The organism is Haloferax profundi, assembly GCF_001469865.1.
GTDB classification, from domain to species: Archaea; Halobacteriota; Halobacteria; order Halobacteriales; family Haloferacaceae; genus Haloferax; species Haloferax profundi.
The window spans coordinates 1-22,379 of the sequence record NZ_LOPV01000017.1; the positions used below are offsets into that span (position 1 = coordinate 1).

The 22,379-nt window shown below is 62.8% G+C and carries 19 protein-coding genes and 1 pseudogene; 10 read left to right on the top strand and 10 right to left on the bottom strand.

What is annotated here, in order from left to right; all coding sequences use genetic code 11:
• From ligA to AUR66_RS00770, 3 genes and pseudogenes are all read left to right on the top strand, one after another.
• Nucleotides 1-749: pseudogene (gene ligA / locus AUR66_RS00760) on the top strand (ATP-dependent DNA ligase LigA); the annotation flags it as partial.
• Between the two features lie 72 nt (nucleotides 750-821).
• Complete coding sequence (locus AUR66_RS00765) at nucleotides 822-1,532, top strand: MBL fold metallo-hydrolase (protein ID WP_058570642.1); 711 nt, start codon at nucleotides 822-824, stop codon at nucleotides 1,530-1,532.
• A gap of 52 nt (nucleotides 1,533-1,584) precedes the next feature.
• Nucleotides 1,585-2,418: an alpha/beta fold hydrolase gene (locus AUR66_RS00770; protein ID WP_058570625.1), complete on the top strand. Its 834-nt coding sequence runs from the start codon at nucleotides 1,585-1,587 to the stop codon at nucleotides 2,416-2,418.
• Nucleotides 2,419-2,463: 45 nt separating this feature from the next.
• Here AUR66_RS00770 and AUR66_RS00775 read toward each other — a convergent pair whose 3' ends face one another.
• Nucleotides 2,464-3,564 (bottom strand): DNA topoisomerase IV subunit A, encoded by a 1,101-nt coding sequence (locus AUR66_RS00775; protein WP_058570626.1) that lies wholly within the window; start codon nucleotides 3,562-3,564, stop codon nucleotides 2,464-2,466.
• Nucleotides 3,564-5,960 (bottom strand): DNA topoisomerase VI subunit B, encoded by a 2,397-nt coding sequence (locus AUR66_RS00780; RefSeq protein WP_058570627.1) that lies wholly within the window; start codon nucleotides 5,958-5,960, stop codon nucleotides 3,564-3,566. Before AUR66_RS00780 ends, AUR66_RS00775 begins: the two co-directional genes overlap by 1 nt.
• Nucleotides 5,961-6,176: 216 nt before the next feature.
• Here AUR66_RS00780 and gyrB point away from each other — a divergent pair, with 216 nt between their 5' ends.
• A complete protein-coding gene (gene gyrB, locus AUR66_RS00785) occupies nucleotides 6,177-8,096 on the top strand; it encodes a DNA topoisomerase (ATP-hydrolyzing) subunit B (RefSeq protein ID WP_058570628.1) in 1,920 nt (639 codons plus the stop codon).
• A 1-nt stretch (nucleotide 8,097) separates the two neighbouring features.
• Nucleotides 8,098-10,713 carry a DNA gyrase subunit A gene (gyrA, locus tag AUR66_RS00790; protein WP_058570629.1) on the top strand — a complete coding sequence of 872 codons (2,616 nt, stop codon included), beginning with the start codon at nucleotides 8,098-8,100 and terminating at the stop codon, nucleotides 10,711-10,713.
• Nucleotides 10,714-10,771: 58 nt separating this feature from the next.
• Here the strand turns inward: gyrA and AUR66_RS00795 are convergent, their stop codons facing one another.
• Complete coding sequence (locus AUR66_RS00795) at nucleotides 10,772-11,239, bottom strand: NUDIX domain-containing protein (RefSeq protein WP_058570630.1); 468 nt, start codon at nucleotides 11,237-11,239, stop codon at nucleotides 10,772-10,774.
• Entirely contained in the window at nucleotides 11,239-12,138 is a 900-nt protein-coding gene (rocF, locus tag AUR66_RS00800; RefSeq protein ID WP_058570631.1) for an arginase, read from the bottom strand. Before rocF ends, AUR66_RS00795 begins: the two co-directional genes overlap by 1 nt.
• Nucleotides 12,139-12,272: 134 nt before the next feature.
• On the opposite strand from rocF, the gene AUR66_RS00805 reads away from it, so the two are divergent.
• On the top strand, nucleotides 12,273-13,604 hold the full coding sequence (locus tag AUR66_RS00805) for a TIGR00341 family protein (protein ID WP_058570632.1): 1,332 nt from the start codon (nucleotides 12,273-12,275) through the stop codon (nucleotides 13,602-13,604).
• On the opposite strand, the gene AUR66_RS00810 is transcribed toward AUR66_RS00805, so the two are convergent.
• Entirely contained in the window at nucleotides 13,601-14,521 is a 921-nt protein-coding gene (locus tag AUR66_RS00810) for an NAD-dependent epimerase/dehydratase family protein (protein ID WP_058570633.1), read from the bottom strand. The two genes, AUR66_RS00805 and AUR66_RS00810, sit on opposite strands and share 4 nt — an antisense overlap.
• Nucleotides 14,522-14,685: 164 nt before the next feature.
• Between AUR66_RS00810 and AUR66_RS00815 the strand changes: the two genes are divergently transcribed.
• Nucleotides 14,686-15,219 carry an Rrf2 family transcriptional regulator gene (locus tag AUR66_RS00815; RefSeq protein ID WP_058570634.1) on the top strand — a complete coding sequence of 178 codons (534 nt, stop codon included), beginning with the start codon at nucleotides 14,686-14,688 and terminating at the stop codon, nucleotides 15,217-15,219.
• Nucleotides 15,220-15,405: 186 nt separating this feature from the next.
• Here the strand turns inward: AUR66_RS00815 and AUR66_RS00820 are convergent, their stop codons facing one another.
• From AUR66_RS00820 to cdd, 4 genes are all read right to left on the bottom strand, one after another.
• On the bottom strand, nucleotides 15,406-16,599 hold the full coding sequence (locus tag AUR66_RS00820; protein WP_058570635.1) for an NAD(P)/FAD-dependent oxidoreductase: 1,194 nt from the start codon (nucleotides 16,597-16,599) through the stop codon (nucleotides 15,406-15,408).
• A gap of 114 nt (nucleotides 16,600-16,713) precedes the next feature.
• Nucleotides 16,714-17,532, bottom strand: a complete 819-nt coding sequence (locus tag AUR66_RS00825) for a nucleoside phosphorylase (protein WP_058570636.1) — start codon at nucleotides 17,530-17,532, stop codon at nucleotides 16,714-16,716.
• A 51-nt stretch (nucleotides 17,533-17,583) separates the two neighbouring features.
• Nucleotides 17,584-18,672, bottom strand: coding sequence for a hypothetical protein (locus AUR66_RS00830; RefSeq protein WP_157532950.1), 1,089 nt, complete (start codon nucleotides 18,670-18,672; stop codon nucleotides 17,584-17,586).
• A gap of 1 nt (nucleotide 18,673) precedes the next feature.
• Entirely contained in the window at nucleotides 18,674-19,096 is a 423-nt protein-coding gene (cdd, locus tag AUR66_RS00835; RefSeq protein ID WP_058570637.1) for a cytidine deaminase, read from the bottom strand.
• A gap of 161 nt (nucleotides 19,097-19,257) precedes the next feature.
• On the opposite strand from cdd, the gene AUR66_RS00840 reads away from it, so the two are divergent.
• Nucleotides 19,258-19,509 (top strand): DUF7520 family protein, encoded by a 252-nt coding sequence (locus AUR66_RS00840; protein ID WP_058570638.1) that lies wholly within the window; start codon nucleotides 19,258-19,260, stop codon nucleotides 19,507-19,509.
• Nucleotides 19,510-19,574: 65 nt separating this feature from the next.
• Nucleotides 19,575-19,841, top strand: coding sequence for a hypothetical protein (locus AUR66_RS00845; protein WP_058570639.1), 267 nt, complete (start codon nucleotides 19,575-19,577; stop codon nucleotides 19,839-19,841).
• Between the two features lie 8 nt (nucleotides 19,842-19,849).
• Here the strand turns inward: AUR66_RS00845 and AUR66_RS00850 are convergent, their stop codons facing one another.
• Nucleotides 19,850-20,434 carry a GNAT family N-acetyltransferase gene (locus AUR66_RS00850; protein ID WP_058570640.1) on the bottom strand — a complete coding sequence of 195 codons (585 nt, stop codon included), beginning with the start codon at nucleotides 20,432-20,434 and terminating at the stop codon, nucleotides 19,850-19,852.
• 145 nt (nucleotides 20,435-20,579) lie between these two features.
• Here AUR66_RS00850 and AUR66_RS00855 point away from each other — a divergent pair.
• Nucleotides 20,580-22,379, top strand: a 1,800-nt coding sequence (locus tag AUR66_RS00855; RefSeq protein WP_058570641.1) for an AMP-binding protein, incomplete at its 3' end; no start/stop codon positions are given.

The following is a 22,379-nucleotide window of genomic DNA, read 5'->3' on the forward strand; positions in this document are numbered from 1 at the left end:
AGCCACTCCGGTTTCAGGAGATTCTCCGCCGCTTCCGTCGTAAACACGACGTCGGGCGGATGCGCGAAGAGGTCCGCGTGGAACTTCGGGCGTTCGACTGTCTCCACGCCGCCGGCGACGACTTGTTGACGGAACCACTCACGATGCGACACGACCGACTGGCGACGGTCCTCGGCCCAGAGTCCGACGCAGTGTCCGACTTGCTCCGCTCCGACGACGCCGACGAAATCGCCGCCTACGAGGCTGACGCCCTCGACGCCGGCCACGAAGGCATCATGCTGAAGAACCCCGACGCGCCGTACTCGCCGGGTGACCGCGGGAAGAACTGGCTGAAGCGCAAACCCGACGTGGAGACACTGGACCTCGTGGTGACTGGGGCTGAGTGGGGAGAAGGCCGACGCGCGAAGTTCCTCGGGACGTTCCTGCTCTCTGCCCGCGTCGAGGACGAAGCGGCAGCGGACGGAGAGGGATTCGAGACCATCGGTAAGGTCGCGACAGGTATCACCGACGAACAACTCGTCGAACTCACCGACCTGCTCGAACCCGAAATCGAACGCGAGTCCGGCAAGGAAGTCGACATTCGACCGTCAGTCGTCTTCGAAGTCGGCTACGAGGAGATTCAGGCGTCGCCTACCTACTCGTCCGGATACGCGCTCAGATTCCCGCGGTTCGTCACCGTCCGCGAAGACAAGACGGCGGAGACGGCAGACACACTCGAACGCGTCGAGCGGTTGGCCGACTCGCAATAGACGGGTACCGGGTCGGGCGCTTCCCGACTCGCAGTAGTCGCGTTTTTCATGCGGCGGGTCCACCTCACGTCCATGAGCATCAAACACGACGGCCTCGACGCCTCGTGGCTGGGATACGCCACGGTCCGCATCGAGTCACCCGACGGCTTCGTCGTCTACTTCGACCCCGGGCGGTACGGCGTCCTCGACGACTACTACGCCCGCGACGGCGACCTGATCTTGGTCACCCACGACCACCACTACGACTCCGACGCCATCGAACAGGTGGCCGACGCAGATGCGACTGTCGTCGCCTTCGAGGGTGTCGACGCGTCGAACATCGACCGCGACGTGACACCTGTCGAAGACCTCCCGTACGAGACGATTCGCGTCGGCGAAGAAGACTTCCTCACGGTCGGCGAGGCTGACGTGTGGACGCTCCCGGCGTTCAACGACCCCGATGGCCCGCATCTCCGCGAGAGTGGCGACCCCTACCACCCACGCGGACTGGGCTGTGCGTTCCACATCTCGGTCGGCGACCGAACCATCTTCTGGCCCGGCGACTCAGACGTACTGGAAGGCTTCGAGCACCTCGAAGTCTCGCTGTTCCTCGCCAACATCGGCGGCACAGTCGTGATGGACCGTCACGAGGCCGCGGACCTCGCGGAGACACTGGACCCAGACCTCGTATTGCCCATCCACTACGACACCATCCCCCTCCTCGAAGCGGACGAAGAGGCGTTCGTCGTCGACGTGGCGACGCGCGGGATTCCGGTCGTCCTCGACGACCCAGACCACGTCTGAAAAGGTGTAAACAGACAGAACGGTTTTGGCGCATCGCACCGTGTATCGACGCATGGACCTCGACTATGGTATGCTCGGTGGCCGGCGTCCGTACTATCGGTTTGGCGACACCGACGGTGACCCCCTCCTCGTCCTCCCCGGCCTCTCCGACGCCTTCCAACGCGGCGAACCGAATCGTGGTATCGCGATGGCACTGACCGGACTCTACCGGGAGTTCTCCGACCGAGACGTGTGGGTGGTCGGCCGACGCCGCCACCTCCCTGTGGGTTCTTCGACTCGCGACATGGCCGCGGCGTACGCGACTATCGTCGACGAGCACGACCTGTGGCCCGCCGACGTCGTCGGTGTCTCACTAGGTGGCCTCGTCGCGCAGTACCTCGCCGCCGACTACCCCGACTACGTCGGGTCGGTGGCTATCGTCTCGGCAGGAACACGTCTCGGCGGTCACGGTGAAGCAGCAGTGAAGCGCTGGCGAAACTGGGCAGGCAAAGGCAAGTGGACCGACGTGCTCGCAGACACCGAACGCGAGGTGGCGGACGGGTACGAAAAGACCATCGCCCCACCACTCATCCAACTTGCCGGACGAGTCGCCGACTTCCGTCCGGAGGTTCCCGCCGACGTGGTCCTCTCGTGTACCGCCAGTCTGGAACACGACTCGCGTGAGATACTCGAAACCATCGACGCACCCACACTCGTCGCCGCGGGAGATTCGGACCGACTGTTCCCCGAACCGCGCATCCGCGAGGTGAAAGACGGCATCGACGACGCGACGCTGGCGCTGTTCAAAGGTGTCGGCCACAACCTCGCGACCAGTAAGCCGAGAGAACTCAACGGCGTCGTCAGTCGATTCTTCGACGGATTCCGCGGTGACGGTCTCTATCCGTAATCGGAGACACAAAACGAAAGCGGGGCCGGAACGTGCCTCGCCGAGTTAGATGACGCCCATCTCGTCGAGACGCGTGGGCAGGTACTCGTCGGTGACGAAGTCGAGGCCGCGGGCCGCGAGTGCCTGCTGTTCTGCCTTCTTTCCGATGTCGAGTTGGAGTTCTATCTGTTCTTCCCAGTAGTCGGTCATGAAGCGCGGGTCGTCCAGTTCGGACTGGAGCGCGTTGATGTCGGAGTCTGCCAACGGGTCGGTCGGCAGGTCGTAGTCGACGATGTCCTGTGGCTGGATACCCACGAACCGGGCTTCCGGCGTCGCGAGGTACTCAGAGAGGTGTGCCGATTTGATAGACCCGTACGCGACAGAGCCAAAGATGCGGTACGACCACGGGTCGCCGTCTGTGAAGACCACGACGGGCAAGTCGAGTTCGTCGTGGAGTCGCTTGGTGATACGACGGGTCGCTCGTGCGGGTTGCCCCTTCAGGTGGACGATGAGCGCGTTGTACTCCTCGTCGAACCCGTTTTCGATGAGGCGGTCACGCATCCCACCGGTCTCGACACACATCACGAAGTCGATGTCGTGGTCGAGGAACTCGATGGTGTCCGGGTTGTTCGGAATCTGGTAGCCACCTTCGCCGACGTCGCCCTGACAGTGGATTTTGCGCTCCCCGCGGCGAGTCTGCTCGCGAATCTGGAGTGGCCCCATGAGCGTCGCACCCGACTCCTCGGGTCGCATGTGGAAGTCCTCGCGGGTGACCTTCGAGACGATTTCGAGGTCTTCGACGAGTTGGTTCGACTCGTCCTGGTCGGAGAAGTGGGCCTCTTCGGCGTCCCACGACTCGGAGAGGTAGTAGAGTTCACGAAGGGTGGACGAACGGTCTTCGTCGAGTTGCCGTGCGAGGAACTCGATCGTGTAGGCGGCCTTCAGCAGTTTCCGCGCACCGCGGACACTGTTCGCCGACCGGGTCGAGGTTCGGTCGCCGTAGACCCACACGTGTGAGTCTTCGTCGTATTCGATGTTGCTCTTCGTCCGCGTCGGGAGTTTCATCTCGGGAATCTCCCCGCGGTCGAACTGGTCGTAGAACTCCGCTGCGAGGTCGATGAGCCGTTCGCGGGCAATCTCCTCGGAGGTCTTGGATTCGGATGCCATTATGCGTTCACCGTCAGTTTCTCCGTCTCGACGCCGTCGACGTTGATGTCGAACGACGCGTCCTGTGCGACTGAGTACGTGAGCGTCGCCGATTCGCCGGCAGACACCTCCGGACTCCACTTGACGAACCACTCGCCGTCGAGGTCGACCACCGTGGCGTCACCGTTGAGACCGCTCGGTTCCGCAGAGACGATGTCCGTGATATCGGGGGCTTCGTTCGTACTCGAGTAGTTCTTCACCGTGAGCGTCACCTTGCCGTCGTCGACGTCGCGGTCCACACTCACGTTGTTCATGATGCGAGCGAGTGCGCCCTCGATGTTGGGTTCCTCGCGTCCGGTGACTTCCGAGAGTTTCGTCGCCATCTGCGGCAGGATGCGGCCGAGCACGTCCTGCTTCTTCCGGCGCTTCTGGAGCGAGCGACGCTTCGAGAGGTACGACTTGAGGTCCCGGGCCGCCTCGCGAATCGCGAGTTCGACCTCGTCTTGAATCGCCGGCACGTCCGCGAGTGCGTCTTTCGACTCACTCGTGAACGGCACGTTCGTGGATGCGACGTGGACCATGAGGACGGCGGGGCCGTTCGGCATACCACTGCCGCCCGGTTGGTCGAGGCCATAGTTCCGCCAGCCGATGTCCTTCACGACGTGCGTGATAGTACACGCACCCTGCTGGTAGACGAGGGGGACGCGGTTCGCGAAGCGAAGCAGGTCGATGCTCCCCTCGGATTTGAGTTCGCCGCCGTAGGCGATGCCCGCTTCGACGATGAACGGGTCGCCGCCGTGGACTTCCGCGTCACGCGTCGCCGCGGCGTAGAAGTCGGCGTCGAACTCTTTTTTCAGCCCTTCTTCGACGAGTTCGGCCGTGATGGGCGAGAGACAATCCGTCGGTGGTGCGAGGATGTCCGTCTCGCGCATCCCTTCGAGCAAGTCGCGGGCGACGTCCCGGTCGTCGGCGATGTCACGGACTTTCGGCACGTCGTCCGAGACAGTTCGCATCCGCGACCAGAGTGCGTCCACGATGTTCTCGCGGGCCGTCTCGCCGTACGTCTCGTCTTGCCGTTCTTTGGTTCGTTCTGCCGCCCACGTGACGAACTCGTCGACGTCGTCGTGTGTGGCGCGGTCTGCGGGTCCGGTCGTCTCGGCGAACTGCGTGGCGATAGAACGCGAAATCGACACCTTGCCGGCGTCGCTCTTCTTCGTCGTCGTCACCTCGTCGACGAGACTGTAGATGTCGCCCTCGCGGTCCTCGGTGAGGACGGGCCACAGCGCTTCGACGACGTTCGCCTGAACGGTGTCGCCGAACGAGGTGTCCGTCTCGGCACCGACCGACTCGGCGACGTTGCCGACTATCTGTTCGAGTTCTTCGTGGGCGATGCGGTCTTTCCCGACGACGATATCGACGAGTTCCTCGGCGAACGCGGCCGTCGGCCCCTTGCCTTTGTTCGCGATTGCGTCTTCGACGACGGCGACGAGTTCGTCCGATTCGTGTGTCGCTGGCGTCTTCCACGTCATCTCGCGGCCGAAGTGTCGGTCGCGGAAGGCGTCGATAACTTTGCTCGACGTTTTCGCACCGACGCGGGTGAACTCCTCTTGGAGGAATCCAGAGACGGAGTACGACTCCGTCGCAGCGAGCATCTTCAACAGCGTCCCGAGTTCGACCCCGTGTGGGTGTGGCCGAATCTCGCTCGTCTGTTCCGGGAGTTGGTCGGTCGCCCGTTCGAACTTCATCGGTTCGTCGAGGCCGGGTTCCCGGAGTTCGAAGCGCGCGTGCGGGTTCACGACTGCCGTGTGGAGGATGTAGTCGTGGAGTTGCTGGCGCGCCCGCATGTTCGCTTCCATCTCTAACTCGATTCGCGTGCCGTGGGGACGGTCCCACGACGTGGTCTTCGACGTGCGAATCTCGGGTTCGTTCTTGTCCGTGTCGATGACGAGTTCGAAGTACTCGGCGTCCGCAGAGCCCTGGGTTCGGCTCGTAATCTTCGCGGGTTTCCCGCTCGTCAGTTGCGAGTAGAGAACTGCCGCAGAGATACCGATACCCTGCTGACCGCGGGACTGTTCGCGTGCGTGGAAACGAGACCCGTAGAGGAGTTTCCCGAACACTTTGGGCACCTGTTCTTTCGTGATGCCCGGCCCGTTGTCTTCGATGACGAGGCGGTAGTAATCGCGTACCTCGCTAATCTCCACGTAGATGTCGGGCTGGATGCCCGCCTCCTCCGTGGCGTCGAGCGCGTTGTCCACAGCCTCCTTGACGGCGGTGACCAACCCGCGGGCTCCACTGTCGAAGCCCAACATGTGCTTGTTCTTCTCGAAGAACTCGGCGATGGAGATCTCTCGCTGGCCTTTCGCCAACTCCTCTGCGATCCCCTCGTCTTCACCGAGCGTCGACTGGAACGACGTCATTTCCTGTGCCGCATCTACCCAGTCCCGCGTTAAGTACTCACCGGCACCAGGGTGAAAGTGAACGGGGCTGTCGAATCGTGACCACGGTTGCAGGGCAGAACTGGTCGAAAATTGCACGACAGGTCGGTCGTTGGCGTCCCGAAGCAGCGTTCCTGTAAGTAGTTCGCGCCCGCGCGTGCGAGGCTTTAAGGGACGGGCTATCCTAGGCCACTTCAGATGTCTCAGGATAACGAGTACGGGGCCGGACAGATTCAGGTCCTCGAAGGGCTCGAAGCCGTTCGAAAACGTCCGGCGATGTACATCGGGTCCACCGATTCTCGCGGACTCCATCACCTCGTCTACGAAGTCGTCGACAACTCCATCGACGAAGCACTCGCGGGGTATTGTGACGCTATCGAAGTGACCCTTCACCAAGACGGGTCAGTGAGTGTCGCAGACAATGGCCGTGGTATCCCGGTGGATACGCACGAACAGTACGACCGACCTGCTCTGGAGGTCATCATGACCATCCTCCACGCGGGTGGGAAGTTCGACAACAAATCCTACCAGGTCTCCGGGGGTCTACACGGCGTCGGTGTCTCCGTCGTCAACGCACTCTCGAAGGAACTGAAAGTCGAAGTCAAGCGCGACGGCGCACTCTGGCGTCACCGCTTCGAACTCGGCGAACCACTCCCAGACGGGTTCGAACGCGTTCGTGACCTCGAACCGGACGAAGACACCGGGACGGTCATCACGTTCTGGCCGGACGACGATATCTTCGAGACGGACGAGTTCGACTTCAAGACGCTCGAAAACCGCCTTCGGGAACTCGCGTTCCTCAACTCTGGCGTCGAAATCACGCTCACCGACGAGCGAACCGACGAGTCGAGTACCTTCCTCTTCGAAGGCGGGATTCGCGAGTTCGTCGAGTACCTCGACGAGACGAAGACGTCTCTCCACGACGACGTCATCTACTACGAAGACGAGTCAGACGGCATCGCCGTCGAAATCGCCATGCAGGCGACCGACGAGTTGCAGGGCTCCATCCACGCCTTCGCCAACAACATCAACACCCGTGAAGGCGGAACCCACCTGACTGGGTTCAAGACGGCACTCACCCGTGTCGTCAACGACTACGCGAACTCCGAGGGAATGCTCTCGGACCTCGACGGCGACAACCTCCGCGGCGAAGACGTTCGTGAAGGCCTCACCGCCGTCATCTCCGTCAAGCACCCCGACCCGCAGTTCGAGGGCCAGACGAAGACGAAACTCGGCAACTCCGAGGTTCGCGGTATCGTCGAGAGTGTCACGCACGAGAAACTCGGCACGTACTTCGAGGAGAACCCGGACGTGGCGCAGGCCATCATCATGAAGGCCGTCGAGGCCGCACGCGCCCGCAAGGCCGCGAAGCAGGCCGAGGAACTCACCCGCCGCAAGTCGGCACTCGAATCCACGTCGCTGCCGGGCAAACTCGCAGACTGTCAGACGCGCGACCCCGCCGAGTCCGAACTGTTCGTCGTCGAGGGTGACTCCGCAGGTGGGTCCGCGAAGCAGGGCCGCGACCGGAAGTTCCAGGCGATTCTCCCTCTCCGCGGGAAGATTCTGAACGTCGAGAAACACCGTCTCGACCGCATCCTCCAGAACAACGAGGTTCGCGCACTCATCACCGCCATCGGCGCGGGTATCGGCGACGAGTTCGACATCGAGGACGCACGGTACAACCGCATCATCCTGATGACTGACGCCGACGTCGACGGGGCACACATTCGGACGCTGCTTCTCACCCTGCTCTACCGCCACATGCGCCCCCTCATCGAAGCAGGCTACGTCTACGCGGCGCAACCACCGCTCTACCGCGTTCGCTACCGCGGCAACACCTACGACGCGATGAACGAAGAAGAGCGGGACCGCATCATCGAAGAGAAGTGTAACGGCAACCCCACGCAGGTCCAGCGGTTCAAGGGTCTCGGCGAGATGAACCCCGACCAGTTGTGGGAGACGACGATGAACCCCGAAAACCGCGTCCTCAAGCGCATCACCGTCGAGGACGCCGCCGCCGCCGACCGGATGTTCAGCATCCTCATGGGCGACGCCGTCGAACCCCGAAAAGAGTTCATCAAAGAACACGCGACCGAAGCCGAGTGGGTAGACATCTAATATGAGTTCTGACGCACCTGATTCCTTCGAACCCGGCGCGGGTATCGCGGCGGAGATTCGCAACGCTCGTATCGAAGACGAGATGGAGCAGTCGTACATCGACTACGCGATGTCGGTCATCGCGGGACGTGCTCTCCCGGACGTCCGCGACGGCCTGAAACCGGTCCACCGACGCATCCTCTACGCGATGCACCAGGCCGGCGTGACCTCCAACTCCTCACACCGGAAGTCCTCGTCCATCGTGGGCGAGACGATGGGTGACTACCACCCACACGGAGACTCCGCAATCTACGACACCCTCGCGCGCATGGCGCAGGACTTCTCCATGCGCTATCCCCTCGTCGACGGACAGGGGAACTTCGGGTCTGTCGACGGCGACCCGCCGGCGGCAATGCGGTACACGGAAGCGCGCATGTCGTCTATCGCCGAGGAACTCCTCGCGGACATCGACAAGGACACCGTCGACTTCCAGTCGAACTACGACGACCGGAAGCAGGAACCGACCGTCCTCCCCTCGTCGTTCCCGAACCTGCTCGTCAACGGGTCGTCCGGTATCGCCGTCGGGATGTCCACGAACATCCCGCCGCACAACCTCGGTGAAGTCATCGACGCAACCGTCGAACTCATCGAGAACCCCGACGCCACCGTCAGCGACCTGATGGAACACGTCAAGGGACCCGACTTCCCGACCGGCGCGAACATCGTCGGCCGCAACGCGGTCCACAAGGCGTACAAGACGGGTCGCGGCCGAATCCGCGTCCGCGCCGACTACGACGTCCACGAAGAGGAAGGCCGCATCGTCATCAACGAACTCCCGTATCAGGAGAACAAGGCCCGCCTCATCGAGCGAATCGCCGACGACGTGAACGCCGGCAAGATTGAGGGCATCCGCGACATCCGCGACGAGTCAGACCGCGACGGTATCCGCGTCGTCATCGAACTCAAGCGCGGCGCGATGGCGGAAGTCGTCAAGAACCAACTGCTCGACAACCACCTCGAATCCACGTTCGGCGTCATCAACCTCGCCCTCGTGGACGGCCAACCACAGGTGCTGACGCTCAAAGAGACGCTCCAGCACTACCTCGACCACCGCCGCGACGTGGTCCGCCGGCGCTCCGAGTACGAACTCGCAGAGGCCGAAGACCGGGCACACATCCTCGAAGGCCGCCTGAAGGCCCTCGACAACATCGACGACGTCGTCGAGACCATCCGGAACTCCGAGAGTCGTGACGACGCGAAGGCCGCACTCCGCGGCGAAGTCGTCGTCGAAGTCGACGGCGAACCGCTTCCGACGTTCGACTTCTCCGAGGACCAGGCGAACCACATCGTCGCGATGCAACTTGGCTCGCTTACCTCGATGGAAGCGGCCGAAATCGAAGACGAGTACGAGGACGTACAGGCGACAATCGAGCGCCTCGAAACCATCCTCGGCGACGCGTCCGAACTCGACGCCGTCATCGAGTCCGAACTCCTCGACATCAAAGACGAGTACGCCGACGACCGGCGGACCTCGTTCGTCGCCAACACCGGCGAAGTCACTCGCGCAGACCTCATCCCCGAGGAAGACGTCGTCGTCGTCGTCAGCGAAGACGACTACATCAAGCGGATGCCCGTCTCGCGCTTCCGCGCCCAGCACCGCGGTGGCAAAGGCATCATCGGCACGGACCTGAAGGAAGGCGACAAGGTGTCGTCGGTGTTCGTCACGAACACCCACGACGACCTGTTGTGCTTCACCAACCACGGGCAGGTCTACCAACTCAAGACCTACCAGGTTCCGGAGATGTCCCGCACCGCCCGCGGCAAGTCCGCGGTCAACCTGCTGGACTTCGACGACGGCGAGGAGATTACCGCCGTCGTCAACTGCGACGACCTAGAGGAAGAAGACGGCTACCTCACGATGGTGACCCGAAACGGGTACATCAAGCGCACGAACATGGACCGCTTCCAGAACATCCTCTCGACGGGTATCATCGCCACCAAACTGGACGACGGCGACGAACTCGTCGACGTGGAGGTCACCCGCGGCGCACACGACCTGGTCATCGGCACCGAACAGGGCATGTCCATCCGCTTCGACGAAGACGAAGTTCGAGCGATGGGACGCTCCGCACGGGGTGTCCGTGGCATCAAACTCACCGGCGACGACCAGGTCGCCGGGGTCGCCGCTATCGACGAGGACCACCACAGTTGGATTCTCACCGTCACCGAAAACGGCTACGGCAAGCGCACGGACCTCGACAAGTACCGCGCGCAGTCGCGTAACGGGAAAGGCCTCATCGACATCAAGACGAACGAGCGAAACGGTCCGGTCTGTGCCATCAACACCGTCGGCGAAGGCGACCACCTCGTCGTCATGTCCGACGACGGCCAGATACTTCGGACGCCAGTCGAAGACATCTCGACGGTCGGTCGGAACACGATGGGCGTCATCGTCATGGACCTCGACGCGGGCGACACCGTCGCCTCTGTCGACGTGATTCCGCCGGCGATGACGACCGAAGACGAGGAACTCGAAGACGAAGCAGTGGACGCAGACGAAACAGTGGAAACGGACGAAGCTGACGGCGCAAGCGCTGCACCCGAAGCGAGCGAAGACGCCGAATCAGACGAAGAGTAACCGCGAGACGCGGTCACTCCGACTCGTTTCTGCCCTCGAAAAATCAGTCTCGTAGTGATTACTCGTCGACGTGCGACGGTTCGCTCGTCAGGTCGTACGTGTAGTGCCGCGGTTTCCGGTCTCGCAACCACTCGCGGAGCGGTTCCACACGGGGACGGTACGTGAGCGTCGACCCCAGTTCGGACAGTGGGAGATACGCCGCCTCCTCGATTTCGTCGTCAGGGTCGCGGGGCGATGGGTCGGCGGCGTCCTGTGCCTCGGCGTGGTAGAACCGCTGGAGGTAGATACGCCGGTCGGGGCCGCGAATCTCGCTCGTGAACGCGAGCGACTGAATCTCGACGGGGATACCCGTCTCTTCTGCTGCCTCGCGCGCGGCAGTCTCGAAGAAGAACTCGCCGGGTTCGGACCCGCCTTTCGGCAGTCCCCAGCGGTCCTTCTCGTACACCGCGAGGATGGCGTCGTCACGGATGACGACGACGCCGGCGGCCAAGTCGTGGGGTGCGGGTGCTTCTCTTGGCGCTGCCATCAGAGGATGCGCTTGCCGAAGGCGCTGGCGGCGAGTTCAGTCGCGAGCGTTGCCGTCTCGTTGTGCTGGTCGAGGATGGGGTTGACCTCGACGAGTTCGAACGAGCGCATCGCCTCCGACTCGGCGACGAGTTCCATCGCAGCGTGCGCCTCTCGGTACGTGGCACCGCCGCGGACGGGTGTCCCGACGCCCGGTGCTTCGCGGGGGTCGAGCCAATCGAGGTCCAGACTGACGTGAATGCCATCGGTTCCGCTCGTGGCGACGTCGAGTGCGTCCTTCGTCACCTCGGTGATGCCACGTTCGTCGATGTCGGACATCGTGTAGGCAGTCACGTCGCTGTCGCGAATCGCCGCCGTCTCGTTTTCGTCCACGTCGCGGAGGCCGACGATGGCGACGTTCTCTTCTCTCAGGCCGTCGGCGTTCGCCCATTCGACGCCGTCGAAGTCGCCGATTCCGAGGGCCGCAGCGAGGGGCATCCCGTGGACGTTCCCCGACGGCGAGGTTCCAGGCGTGTTGAAGTCGCCGTGGGCGTCGAACCAGACGACACCGATGTCGGCGTCGCGGGCACTGCCGACCATCGACCCGATTGCGATAGAGTGGTCGCCACCGAGGGCGAGTGGCGTCGACCCATCCGCGAGCGCAGTCGAGACAGCGTCGGCGAGTGCCGTACACACCTCTTCGACTTCCTGGATGTGTTTTGCGTTCTCCGCACCTGCGTCGGCGTCGCGCGTCGCGTGGTGGGGGACGCTGAGGTCACCCGCATCCGTCGGTGAGACACCCGCAGACTCCAGTTGCGCCGTCAGTCCGGCGTATCGAATCGCAGAGGGACCCATGTCCACACCACGACGATTTGCACCGTAGTCAGTCGGTGCACCGAGAATTCGAACGTTCCGTTCCATAGTCGAATCACTCGGTGCGGGTGTTTAGTGGCATCGGAACCCACAGCCTCGGAGACACCTCCAAACGAGAGACTGTCCGGCGAATAGACCAGACAGCATCCCGATTTTTGCGGCGAGACGTCGTATCCCTCGGCATGCGTCTCCTTCAGATACGCGTCGAGAGTGGTCTCCTCGACGCGGTCCTCGGCACACTTCGAGACGAGGATATCGACCCCGTGGTACTCCCGACTCACGACGAACACGCAGACGACGAGGCCCGAGCATTCCTCGTGGTCTTTCCAGTGCCGACCGAGGCAGTCGATAGAGTCAGAGACCGTCTCGCCGAGACGGGATTCGAAGAAGACCACCTCGTCATCGGCAACGCTGAGTCGGCGACCACGCCGAACTACGACCACCTCGTCGAGCGGTTCGTCGAAGGCCACGAAGAAGAAGAGCGCGTCTCGAACGAAGAGATTCAGACGAAGGCGCACGACCTCAACCCGCAACCGACGGCGTACTACCTGATGACGATTCTGAGCGCCCTCGTCGCGACAGCGGGGTTGTTGCTCGACTCGCCCGCACTCGTCGTCGGGTCGATGGTCATCGCTCCACAAATCGGTGCAGCACTCACGGGGAGCGTCGGGGCGGCACTCGGCGACGAGACGATGTTCACGCACGGGGTTCGGTCGACGGTGGCCGGACTCGCCGTCGCCGTCGTCGCTGCCGCCCTCCTCGGGTGGGGACTCAAGACGGCACAGTTCGTGCCACCGTCGCTGGACGTGACGACGGTTCAGCAGATAGCGAGTCGTTCGTCGCCGGGCCTGTTGACGTTGCTCGTCGCACTCTGTGCCGGTGCCGCCGGCGGTGTAGGCCTCGCCACCGAACTTCCAGTCTCGATTGTTGGTGTCGCCGTCGCTGCTGCGACCGTTCCCGCCGCGGCGGCAGTCGGTATCGGTGTCGCGTGGGGCATTCCGACGGTGACCGTCGGTGCACTCACGCTACTCGTAGTCAACATCGTCGGCATCGTCTTCGCTGGGACGCTCTCACTGTGGTATCTCGGCTACCGTCCCACCGATTGGGACTCGGCGTCGTCCACGCGCACGCTCGTCCGAGCACTCGTCAGTAACCGGGCGACGTGGGTCGCCATCGCACTGCTCGGACTGACGGTACTCGGACCTGGTACACTCCTCACCTCCCACATCGTGTTCGAGAATCAATCGACTGCGGCAGTACAGACCGTCCTAGACGACCCAACGTACGACTCGCTCGAGCTCCTCTCGGTTCGGGTCGACTTCGGAACGGCGGGACTGAGTGACGCCCCGCGAGAAGTCACGGTCGCCGTCCAGCACCCAGTCGGCCAGCAGTATCCCCAGTTAGCATCGCGACTCGGAGACGAGATACGTGCGACGACGCAGCGAGACGTCACCGTGAACGTGGAGTTCGAAGGACGAAGTCGGTCACCGCCGCCGGAGGAGTCAGAGAGTTAGTCGGAGCGGTACGGTTCACAGACGCGACGGACGCCCTCTTCGAACGAGATTTCCGGTTCCCATCCGGTGGCCTCGCGAATCTTCGTACAATCGGCCATCGTGTCGTGGACGTACACGTCCAGTGGGTTCTCGATGTACGCAGGGTCCACGTCGGTTCCGAGGGCGTCGTTTATCATCGCGACCATCTCGTTGAACGAGTAACTCTCGCCCGTCCCGAGGTTGTAGATACCCTGCAGTCGGTGGTCGGCAGCGAGTTCGATGCCGCGGACGACGTCGTCGACGTGGGTGAAGTCGCGCGTCTGCGACCCGTCGCCGAAGAGTTCGGGACGCTCACCACTGGCAATCTTGTCGGCGAACTGTGCGACGGTGTTCGCGAACTCGCCTTTGTGTTCTTCTGCCCCGCCGAATCCCTGATAGACCGAGAAGAAGCGCAGGCCGGCGAGGTGCATGTCGTAGTGGTGGTGGAAGTATTCGGCATAGCGCTCCCGTGCGAGTTTCGACGCCTCGTACCCCGTTCGCGCCTCGACAGGCATACTCTCTGGCGATGGTTCGGTCCGCGACCCGTAAATCGACGACGTGGAGGCGTAGACGACGGTGTCGCACCCGTCGTTTCGGGCCTGTTCGACCGTGTTGACGAACCCCTCGACGTTGACGCGGGCACCGCGTGCCGGGTCGTCTTCGTGCATCTTGTACGACGACAGCGCAGCGAGGTGGAACACCACGTCCACGCCCTCGGTCGGCAAGTCGTCGTCGAGCACGCTCACGTCGTGGAACTCCACCGAGTCGTCGAGGTTCTCGGGCGTGCCGAGGTAGAGGTCGTCGATGGCGACGACGTCGTTGTCTTCGGCGAGCGAGTTCGCGAGGTTGGAACCGATGAACCCTGCACCGCCGGTGACGAGCACTCGTTTCCCGTTCATATTCGACCGCACACCCGTGAGGCGTTTAGTGTTATCGACACCAACTCGGCGAACGTCTGTCCCAGTTTGACATTCCTGAAAAGGTGTTCGTTACAACGGAGGTGAACAGAATATTCGAGCCATCATCCATCGGATTTAAGGACGTATGTAGCGAACCACTCTCCATGTCGTCAATCGAGCTGACTTCCAGTCAGAAAACTATCCTTACCGCACTCATCAATCTCTACCGAGACTCCGACGATGCGGTGAAAGGAGAAGACATTGCGGAGGAGGTCAACCGCAACCCGGGGACCATCCGTAACCAGATGCAGAGTCTGAAAGCGCTCCAGCTCGTCGAGGGTGTACCTGGCCCGAAGGGTGGCTACAAGCCGACAGCGAACGCGTACGAGGCACTCGACGTAGACAAGATGGACGAACCCGCGTCGGTTCCGCTGTTCCACAACGACGAGCAGGTCGAAGGCGTGAACGTCGACGAAATCGACCTGTCGAGCGTCCACCACCCCGAACTCTGCCGCGCAGAGATTCACGTGCAGGGCTCGGTTCGTGACTTCCACGAGGGAGACAAGATTCGCGTCGGTCCGACGCCGCTCTCGAAACTCGTCATCGACGGCACGCTCGACGGCAAGGACGACACGAGCAACATCCTCATCCTCCGTATCGACGATATGGAGGCCCCGGTCGGCGAACCGTCGCACTAACTCTCACCGTCTTTTCTCTGTTCTACTGCGACGACCGCATCAGCGTGCGGTCCGTTTGAGCGCTGGCACGGCGATTCGGTAGTTGGAACACTCTCGTCACTCGTGCGAGAACAGCGGACGAAGAGATGTGGGGGAAAAGAAACGTGACGAATCGAGGAGTGTCGAGTGCGTGCCGAACGAGTCAGCTTACAGGTCGCTCCACGCAGAGACTGCGCGGTTGACAGAGGTCACGTCGGCAATCCAGTTGGCGGCGATACCCTTCTTCAGCATCTTGGCGAGGGGACCACCGAAGACGTTGACCGGGAACTCGCCGACGACGGGGAACTTGACGCCGTGGGCGACGGCGTCTTCGCCGATGGAGATGACCGTCCCCTTGTCGGTGAACGACCAGCGCTTGAGCGGACGGCCAGCGATGGCGCGAGCGACGTTCTCGCCGGCGACGTCGGCGGCGTCCCAGGCGGCCTGCGCCGTCGGCGGTGCGACGTTGTCGGACCCCTGTTCGACCAGCGCACAGTCACCGACCGCGAAGACGCGGTCGTCGCTCGTCTGGAAGTCGTCCTCCGCGAAGAAGCGGTGGGAGCGCTCGTCCTGTTCGAGTTCGAGGTCCTGCGCTTCTGGCTGACCCGTGATACCACCGGTCCAGACCAGCACGTCGTAAGCGAGTTCGGCGGGGTCTTCGTCCTCGCCACCGCCGATGAAGACCGTCTCTTCGTCGACTTTCGAGATGAAGTCGCCGGTCAGGATGTCGATGTCGAGGGCTTCGAGACGGCGACGGAGCGCACCCTGCAGTTCTGGGTCGTTGCCGGGGAAGATTTCGTCCATCCCTTCGACGAGTTTGATGTCGATGGGGGCGCGGTTCAGGTCGCGGTACTCGGCGACTTCTGCGGCCGTCTGGATGCCAGAGAGACCAGCACCACCGATGACGACCTGTGCGGGGTCGTCGCGGGAGGCGTCTGCGGAGGCCTGCTTGATGTCCTGGTGAATCTCGCGGGCGTCGTCGAGACCCTTGAGTTGGTGGGCGTACTCTTCGAGGCCCTCGATACCGAAGAACGCAGTCGAAGACCCGATGGCGACCAGAAGGTAGTCGTAGTCGACGGTGTCGCCACCTTCGAGTTCGACGAGGCGTTCGTCCACGTCGACGTCGGTGACGCGCCCCTTGACGAAGTCCGTCTCGCTGGATTTCACGTCGTCGATGGGGATGGCGATGTTCGACTCGACGCTCGGGTCACGGATACATCGGTGGACCTCGTGGAGGACGAGGTGGTAGTCGTGTTCGGCGACCCACGTCAGTTGTGCATCGTGACCGAGTTCCGTTTCGAGGCGTTTTACTGCGCCGGCCCCGGCGTAGCCCGAGCCGAGAACGACGACCTGCGTGCTCATGTGGTCGTCTGTGCAGTCATCAGATAAAGGGGCTTTGAAACCGTCTCCCGAGATGTGCGTATTTGTGGGGTATGCGGCCCGACGCGTCGAAATTCGGGTTCGACGTTCGTCGGACTATTCGAGTGTCAAGCCGGCGTGCCAGTGGTCGACGCCTGCTTCTTGTTTAGCTTCGTCCATCTTGGCGAGGAGGTGAACCGCGAGACTCGCGACTTCGGACGCTCTGGACTCACCCTCGGTACGGAACTCTCCCGTGACGCGGTTCGCGTAGACTGAACAGACGGCACCGGCGCGCAGGCCGTAGACGTTGGCGATGGTCAACAGCGCAGACGCCTCCATCTCGATGTTCTTGACGTTCGCGTCCTGCAGTTCCTTCACCAGCGAGTCCGACCCTGCGGCACGGAACTCCTCGAACCCGGGGCGTCCCTGTCCGGCGTAGAACGAGTCCGCGCTCATCGTGAGGCCGACGTGGTAGTCGTAGTCGAGTCGTTCTGCGGCGGCGACGAGGGCCGAGACGACTTCGTGGTCGGCGACGGCCGGGTAGTCCTCGCGGACGTACTCTTTCGACGTTCCTTCCTGTCTGACTGCACCCGACGTGATGACGAGGTCACCCACGTCCATCTCTGGTTGGATGGCACCGCACGACCCGACGCGGATGAACGTCTCGACGCCGACGCGAGCGAGTTCTTCGACGGCGATAGCGGCCGACGGACTCCCGATACCCGTCGACGTGACCGAGAGAGGCGTCTCGTCGTACGTCCCCGTGGCAGTGCGGTACTCACGGTGGTACGCCTTCTCTTCGTAGTCGTCCCACAGCGCAGTTATCTTGTCGACGCGCTCTGGGTTTCCGGGGAGTAAGACCGCATCGGCGAGGTCCGATGGTCCAACTTCGAGGTGGTACTGGACCTCGGCGTTCGGGTCCTCACTGTCGTTCATAGATGTACTCCCACCGGGACAGTGGAAATTCTTGCGTTCTCCGAAACCTCACTACGGAGCAGTCTGTGACGGTCCGAGGGCCGACTCGTTCACGACACCGCGCCACTGCGGGTCGTCTCGTAAGTCACTGTCGCGGAACGGCGGGGGTAACTCCGCACGCTCGTCTGCCGCGAGCAAGTACCCGAAACTGGACCCGACGTACCAATCGACGAGTGTCGGTCCCATCCCGGCGTCGACGACGATGTCGCCACCAGTGTACCACTCGTACGCTCTGTCGTCGTCTACGGACTCGCCGGTTCGTCGCCACCGAGCGCCGGAGTGTCCGTCGTCGAAGTCGGTGACAGAGACGACGACGTGCGCGCGAGACGGGTCGGACACACGAGTTATCGAGAGGTCGTCGGGAGTGAATCCGGCGGCACCAGAGTCGTAGTACGTGAGTGCGTGGTCGATTTCGGCCTCGTACGCGTCTCGGTCCGTCGCAGAGACGTTCGAGAGGTCCACGTAGACCCGAAGCATCTCAGTCCGGTACGGAGACTCGCGGACCGTGGCGTCCGTGGCCGGCAGTCGTGTCGTCTCGATTCGGGGACTCATGACGGGGTGCACCTCGGCGTCGTCGTGGGTCACCCCGAGGAGGTGGCCGAACTCGTGGGTGAGGACAGTCGTCGTCGTCTCGTCATCGTAGCCTGCGGCGACCTGAACCGGCGTGGCGTTCTGTCCACCCTGCGTCTTCGACTCGTCTAACAGCGGCGCACACCCGACGGCGTTTTGGCCGGCGTACTCACCGCACGAGTCGATTTCGTCGACGATGGAGACGCGTACGTCCGGGTCGGACGCGTTCGGTCGGACGACGAATCGCGGGTCGTAGGAGGTGTTCGTGCTGTTCTCGGCCCAATACGAGACTGCCGACTCGACGAGTGACGCGTAGTCACGGCCGTCGTCGGGCGCGTCCACCGAGACGACGATGGGAGCGTGGCCCCACGGGTTCTCTGCCGGGTGTGTCGCAGAGGAGACGGACGCAGACGACGAATCGAGAAGTGTGCTATCGTCTACGTGGACTGCAGAGACACCTGCACACCCCGACAGGAGGACGAGGACCGCGAGTGCGAGCGAACGACTCCAGTCGTCGGCAGCAGATGGCACGTTACTCGTCGCGTTCGCGTTTCTCGGCGGCCGCTTCGAGCGTATCCAGCGAGATGGTGTTGGGCAGCAGTTCGCCCAGCGTGTACTCGGCCGTCTCGCCGTCGCCGAGGTCGCAGACGATGTCGAGGTCTTCGTCGGCGAACTCCGCGATGGTCTGGCGACACATCCCGCACGGCGTCACACCGTCGCGGGCACCAGAGGTGACCACGAGTCGGTCGAAGTCAGTGTGGCCGTTTTTCACCGCCTCCGCGATGGCGACTTCCTCGGCGTGGAGGCTGTTCGAGTAGTTGGCGTTCTCGATGTTGCACCCGACGTACACCGTTCCATCGGCGGTTTTGAGCGCGGCACCGACGGTGTACTCAGAGTAGGGGACGTAGGCGTTGTCGAGCGCTTCTCGGGCGCGTTCGACGAGTGGTTCGGGCATCGTGTGGCCGTGATTCGTGCGGGGTAGCTTAGTTCGTTCGTCTCCCTGACTGTCACTATCGCCCGACTGTCAGGAGTCACACTGGGCATCGACTCGCTCCGTTCCATTCGCACCCGGCCCGTCCCGCAAGCGACTATACCGTCCGGTCCTAACGCGGCATCGTGAACGACACGTTAGGCGGCCGGAACATCCTCCTCCTCGTCGGCGCGAGCGTCGTGGTCATCTCGGGGATTCTCGGCGTCTTCATCGGAGAGAACGGCGGGCAAGTCACCGAGGCAGTAACGCTGTTCGGCGTCCTCTCGCTGCCGACGTCACCGCTGGCGTTCAGCCTCTACGGGATGGTCGTCTCGGCACTCGTCCTCGCGGTGCTGTTCGGTCTCGTCGAGTACGTCTCTCGTCTCGAAGAGGCCTGACCGCGTCGCGGCGAGACCAGAAGAAAGGCGGACCGCTTTTGCTCGTCGGGGCCAGAGAGACGACTATGGACGCGCCCTCGTCGACATCGTCGTCGTCTTCGGCCGGAGAGCCTTCACCCGGCCCACTTCCGGAAGAAGAAGGTGGGAAGAACCGGAAACGCGCCGCGTTGGCGACTGCTCCGTTCCTCGCACTCGGCCTCGCGGACGTGGTCCTCATCTTGATGCAAGGACTCGAACCGCTCTGGGGCTTTGCCATCCTCCCGCCGATTCTCTTCTGTAGCGTGCTGACGTGGATCGTCTTCAGCACGGACTTCCTCGAAGGCCGGACCTGAGCGGTCGGTCAGCGTCGGAGGTTGGTGGAATACTTCGTCGGTGTCTCTTCGTCGTAGCCGAAGTCTTCGGCCGTGAGTTCCGGTTCCGTGTCGTCGGCGCTCGGGGCCGGTGTGGCGACTTTGAACCGTTCGCGGGCCCGGTCCGACATCATGAACTCGTCGGTTTCGAGTCGGACGGCAATCGTGTCCGCGTCGCGCGCTTTGACCTGTTCGTAGCGAGTCTCGACCCGTTCTGGCAGGTCGGCGGCGTCGACGGGTTCGAACCCGAACTGCATACAGTAGCGGTGTTCGGACGTAAACCCGTAGACGGTATCGAATTCCTCGGCGGTCGCACGGTCCACCAGTCGCTCGACGACGTGCGCACCGACACCCTGGTTGCGCCATCGCTCCAGAACGCCGACGCAGGTAATCTCGCAGAACGACTCGTCACCCTTGTGAACGCGTATCCGGCCGAACCCGGCCTTCTCGTTCGTCTCTTCGTCGAGTGCGATGACGTAGTCGCGGGAGCGGAACGCGCCATCGTCGAGTTCCAGGTCCTCGAGTGAGTCGAGCAACCAGGCCTCGTCTCGGTTCTTGGCATCCCGGACGTACATACCCGAGTATACCTCTCCGGTCGGTAAAAACACCCCGGCCCAGTGGGTCGATTCGACGGACTGCGTCCGCCTGACGTTGAATTTGGCGACCACCCACATTATCGAACGGTAAAGATTCATACTCCCGGTTGCAGTACGTCGATTTATGGACGTACCCGATACTGACACGGTGGTACACGAACCCGACCCGGCGTTCGTCGAAGACGCCAACGTGACGCAGTTCATGCGGGAGTACGACATCGCAGACTACGACGAACTCGTCGAGCGAACCACGACGGAGATACCGGGCGTCGGCGAGTCCGGCGTCGAGTGGTTCTGGGACGAACTCGTCGACTACCTCGACATCGACTTCTACGAAGACTACGACGAGGTGCGCGACGACACCGAGGGACCGCAGTTCTCGGACTGGTATCCCGGCGGCGAGATTAACGTCGCCCACAACGTCTTAGACCGCCACGCGGCCGTCGACTCACCGAACCGAAACCGCGTCGCCTGCATCTGGGAGGGCGAAGATGGGGAAGTCGTCCAGCGAACCTACCACGACCTGTATCAGGAAGCAAATCGCGTCGCCAACGTCCTCGAATCCTACGGCGTCGGCACGGGCGACACCGTCGGCCTCTACATGCCGATGGTGCCCGAAGTCATCTCTATCCTCTACGGGTGTTTCAAAGTCGGCGCTATCGCCGTCCCCATCTTCTCCGGATTCGGCGTCGACGCCACGGCGACCCGTCTCGAAGACCCCGAGTGTTCGGTGCTGTTCACCGCGGACGGATTCTACCGTCGTGGGTCCGAAGTCCGTCTGAAACCGACGGCCGACGAGGCCATCGAAGAGGCGGGATGCGTCGAACACACCGTCGTCTATCAGCGATTCGACGACAGTGACGAGAAAGGAGCAGACGGCAACGCCGTTCCGTGGAACGACGACCGCGACGAGTGGTGGGACGACACCGTCGGTGAAGCCGAGAGCGAATACGAGACGAAGCACCTCCCGTCGGACGCCGAGTCCATGCTCCTGTACTCGTCGGGGACGACGGGCAAGCCGAAAGGCATCGTTCACACGCACGCGGGAGTCCAGATGCAGACAGCCAAGGAGATTCACTTCGGCTTCGACCAGAAACCCGAAGACCGCTTCTTCTGGGTGTCGGACATCGGGTGGATGATGGGTCCGTGGACGCTCATCGGGAACCACACCTTCGCGGGGACTATCTTCATGTACGAAGGCGCACCAGACTACCCGGAACCCGACCGGTTCTGGGACATGATAGAGCGCCACCGTCTCACCACCTTCGGTATCTCGCCCACCGCGATTCGCGCTCTCCGGAAGTACGGCGACGAGTACGTCGAGAAACACGACCTGTCGAGTCTGCGTCTCCTCGGGTCGACCGGCGAACCGTGGGACCCCGAATCGTGGATGTGGTTCTACGAGAACGTCGGCGGCGGCGAGGCACCTATCATCAACATCTCCGGCGGCACCGAAATCTGTGGGTGCTTCCTGATGCCGATGCCGACCCAACCGCTCAAGCCGTGTTCGCTCGGTGGCCCCGGCATCGGGATGGACATCGACATCGTGGACTCCTCGGGCGAGTCAATCGCCGACACCCACGAACGCGGCTTCCTCGTCGCCCGTGACTCCTGTCCGTCGATGACGAAGAGTCTCTGGTCCGGTGACGAGCGTTACCTCGACACCTACTGGTCGTCGTGGGACGACCTCTGGGACCACGGCGACTGGGCACAGAAGGACGAAGATGGCTTCTGGTTCCTCCACGGCCGCGCCGACGACGCACTCAACGTGGCCGGACGCAAGGTCGGCCCCGCCGAAGTCGAAGGCGCACTCATCGAACACGACGCAGTGAATCAGGCCGCCGCCGTCGGTGTCCCCGACGACACCACTGGAACCGCCGTCGTCGCCTACGTCGTCCTCGAAGACGGCGTCGACGGAACCGAC

What these genes read in the sequence shown, in the direction of transcription:
- AUR66_RS00850 (WP_058570640.1), bottom strand. Translation starts at nt 20,434, where the DNA reads ATGTACGTCCGGGATGCCAAGAACCGAGACGAGGCCTGGTTGCTCGAC.
- rocF (WP_058570631.1), bottom strand. Translation starts at nt 12,138, where the DNA reads ATGGAACGGAACGTTCGAATTCTCGGTGCACCGACTGACTACGGTGCA.
- AUR66_RS00770 (WP_058570625.1), top strand. Translation starts at nt 1,585, where the DNA reads ATGGACCTCGACTATGGTATGCTCGGTGGCCGGCGTCCGTACTATCGG.
- AUR66_RS00765 (WP_058570642.1), top strand. Translation starts at nt 822, where the DNA reads ATGAGCATCAAACACGACGGCCTCGACGCCTCGTGGCTGGGATACGCC.
- AUR66_RS00805 (WP_058570632.1), top strand. Translation starts at nt 12,273, where the DNA reads ATGCGTCTCCTTCAGATACGCGTCGAGAGTGGTCTCCTCGACGCGGTC.
- AUR66_RS00845 (WP_058570639.1), top strand. Translation starts at nt 19,575, where the DNA reads ATGGACGCGCCCTCGTCGACATCGTCGTCGTCTTCGGCCGGAGAGCCT.
- AUR66_RS00780 (WP_058570627.1), bottom strand. Translation starts at nt 5,960, where the DNA reads ATGACGTCGTTCCAGTCGACGCTCGGTGAAGACGAGGGGATCGCAGAG.
- cdd (WP_058570637.1), bottom strand. Translation starts at nt 19,096, where the DNA reads ATGCCCGAACCACTCGTCGAACGCGCCCGAGAAGCGCTCGACAACGCC.
- AUR66_RS00775 (WP_058570626.1), bottom strand. Translation starts at nt 3,564, where the DNA reads ATGGCATCCGAATCCAAGACCTCCGAGGAGATTGCCCGCGAACGGCTC.
- AUR66_RS00825 (WP_058570636.1), bottom strand. Translation starts at nt 17,532, where the DNA reads ATGAACGACAGTGAGGACCCGAACGCCGAGGTCCAGTACCACCTCGAA.
- gyrB (WP_058570628.1), top strand. Translation starts at nt 6,177, where the DNA reads ATGTCTCAGGATAACGAGTACGGGGCCGGACAGATTCAGGTCCTCGAA.
- AUR66_RS00810 (WP_058570633.1), bottom strand. Translation starts at nt 14,521, where the DNA reads ATGAACGGGAAACGAGTGCTCGTCACCGGCGGTGCAGGGTTCATCGGT.
- AUR66_RS00795 (WP_058570630.1), bottom strand. Translation starts at nt 11,239, where the DNA reads ATGGCAGCGCCAAGAGAAGCACCCGCACCCCACGACTTGGCCGCCGGC.
- AUR66_RS00820 (WP_058570635.1), bottom strand. Translation starts at nt 16,599, where the DNA reads ATGAGCACGCAGGTCGTCGTTCTCGGCTCGGGCTACGCCGGGGCCGGC.
- AUR66_RS00815 (WP_058570634.1), top strand. Translation starts at nt 14,686, where the DNA reads ATGTCGTCAATCGAGCTGACTTCCAGTCAGAAAACTATCCTTACCGCA.
- gyrA (WP_058570629.1), top strand. Translation starts at nt 8,098, where the DNA reads ATGAGTTCTGACGCACCTGATTCCTTCGAACCCGGCGCGGGTATCGCG.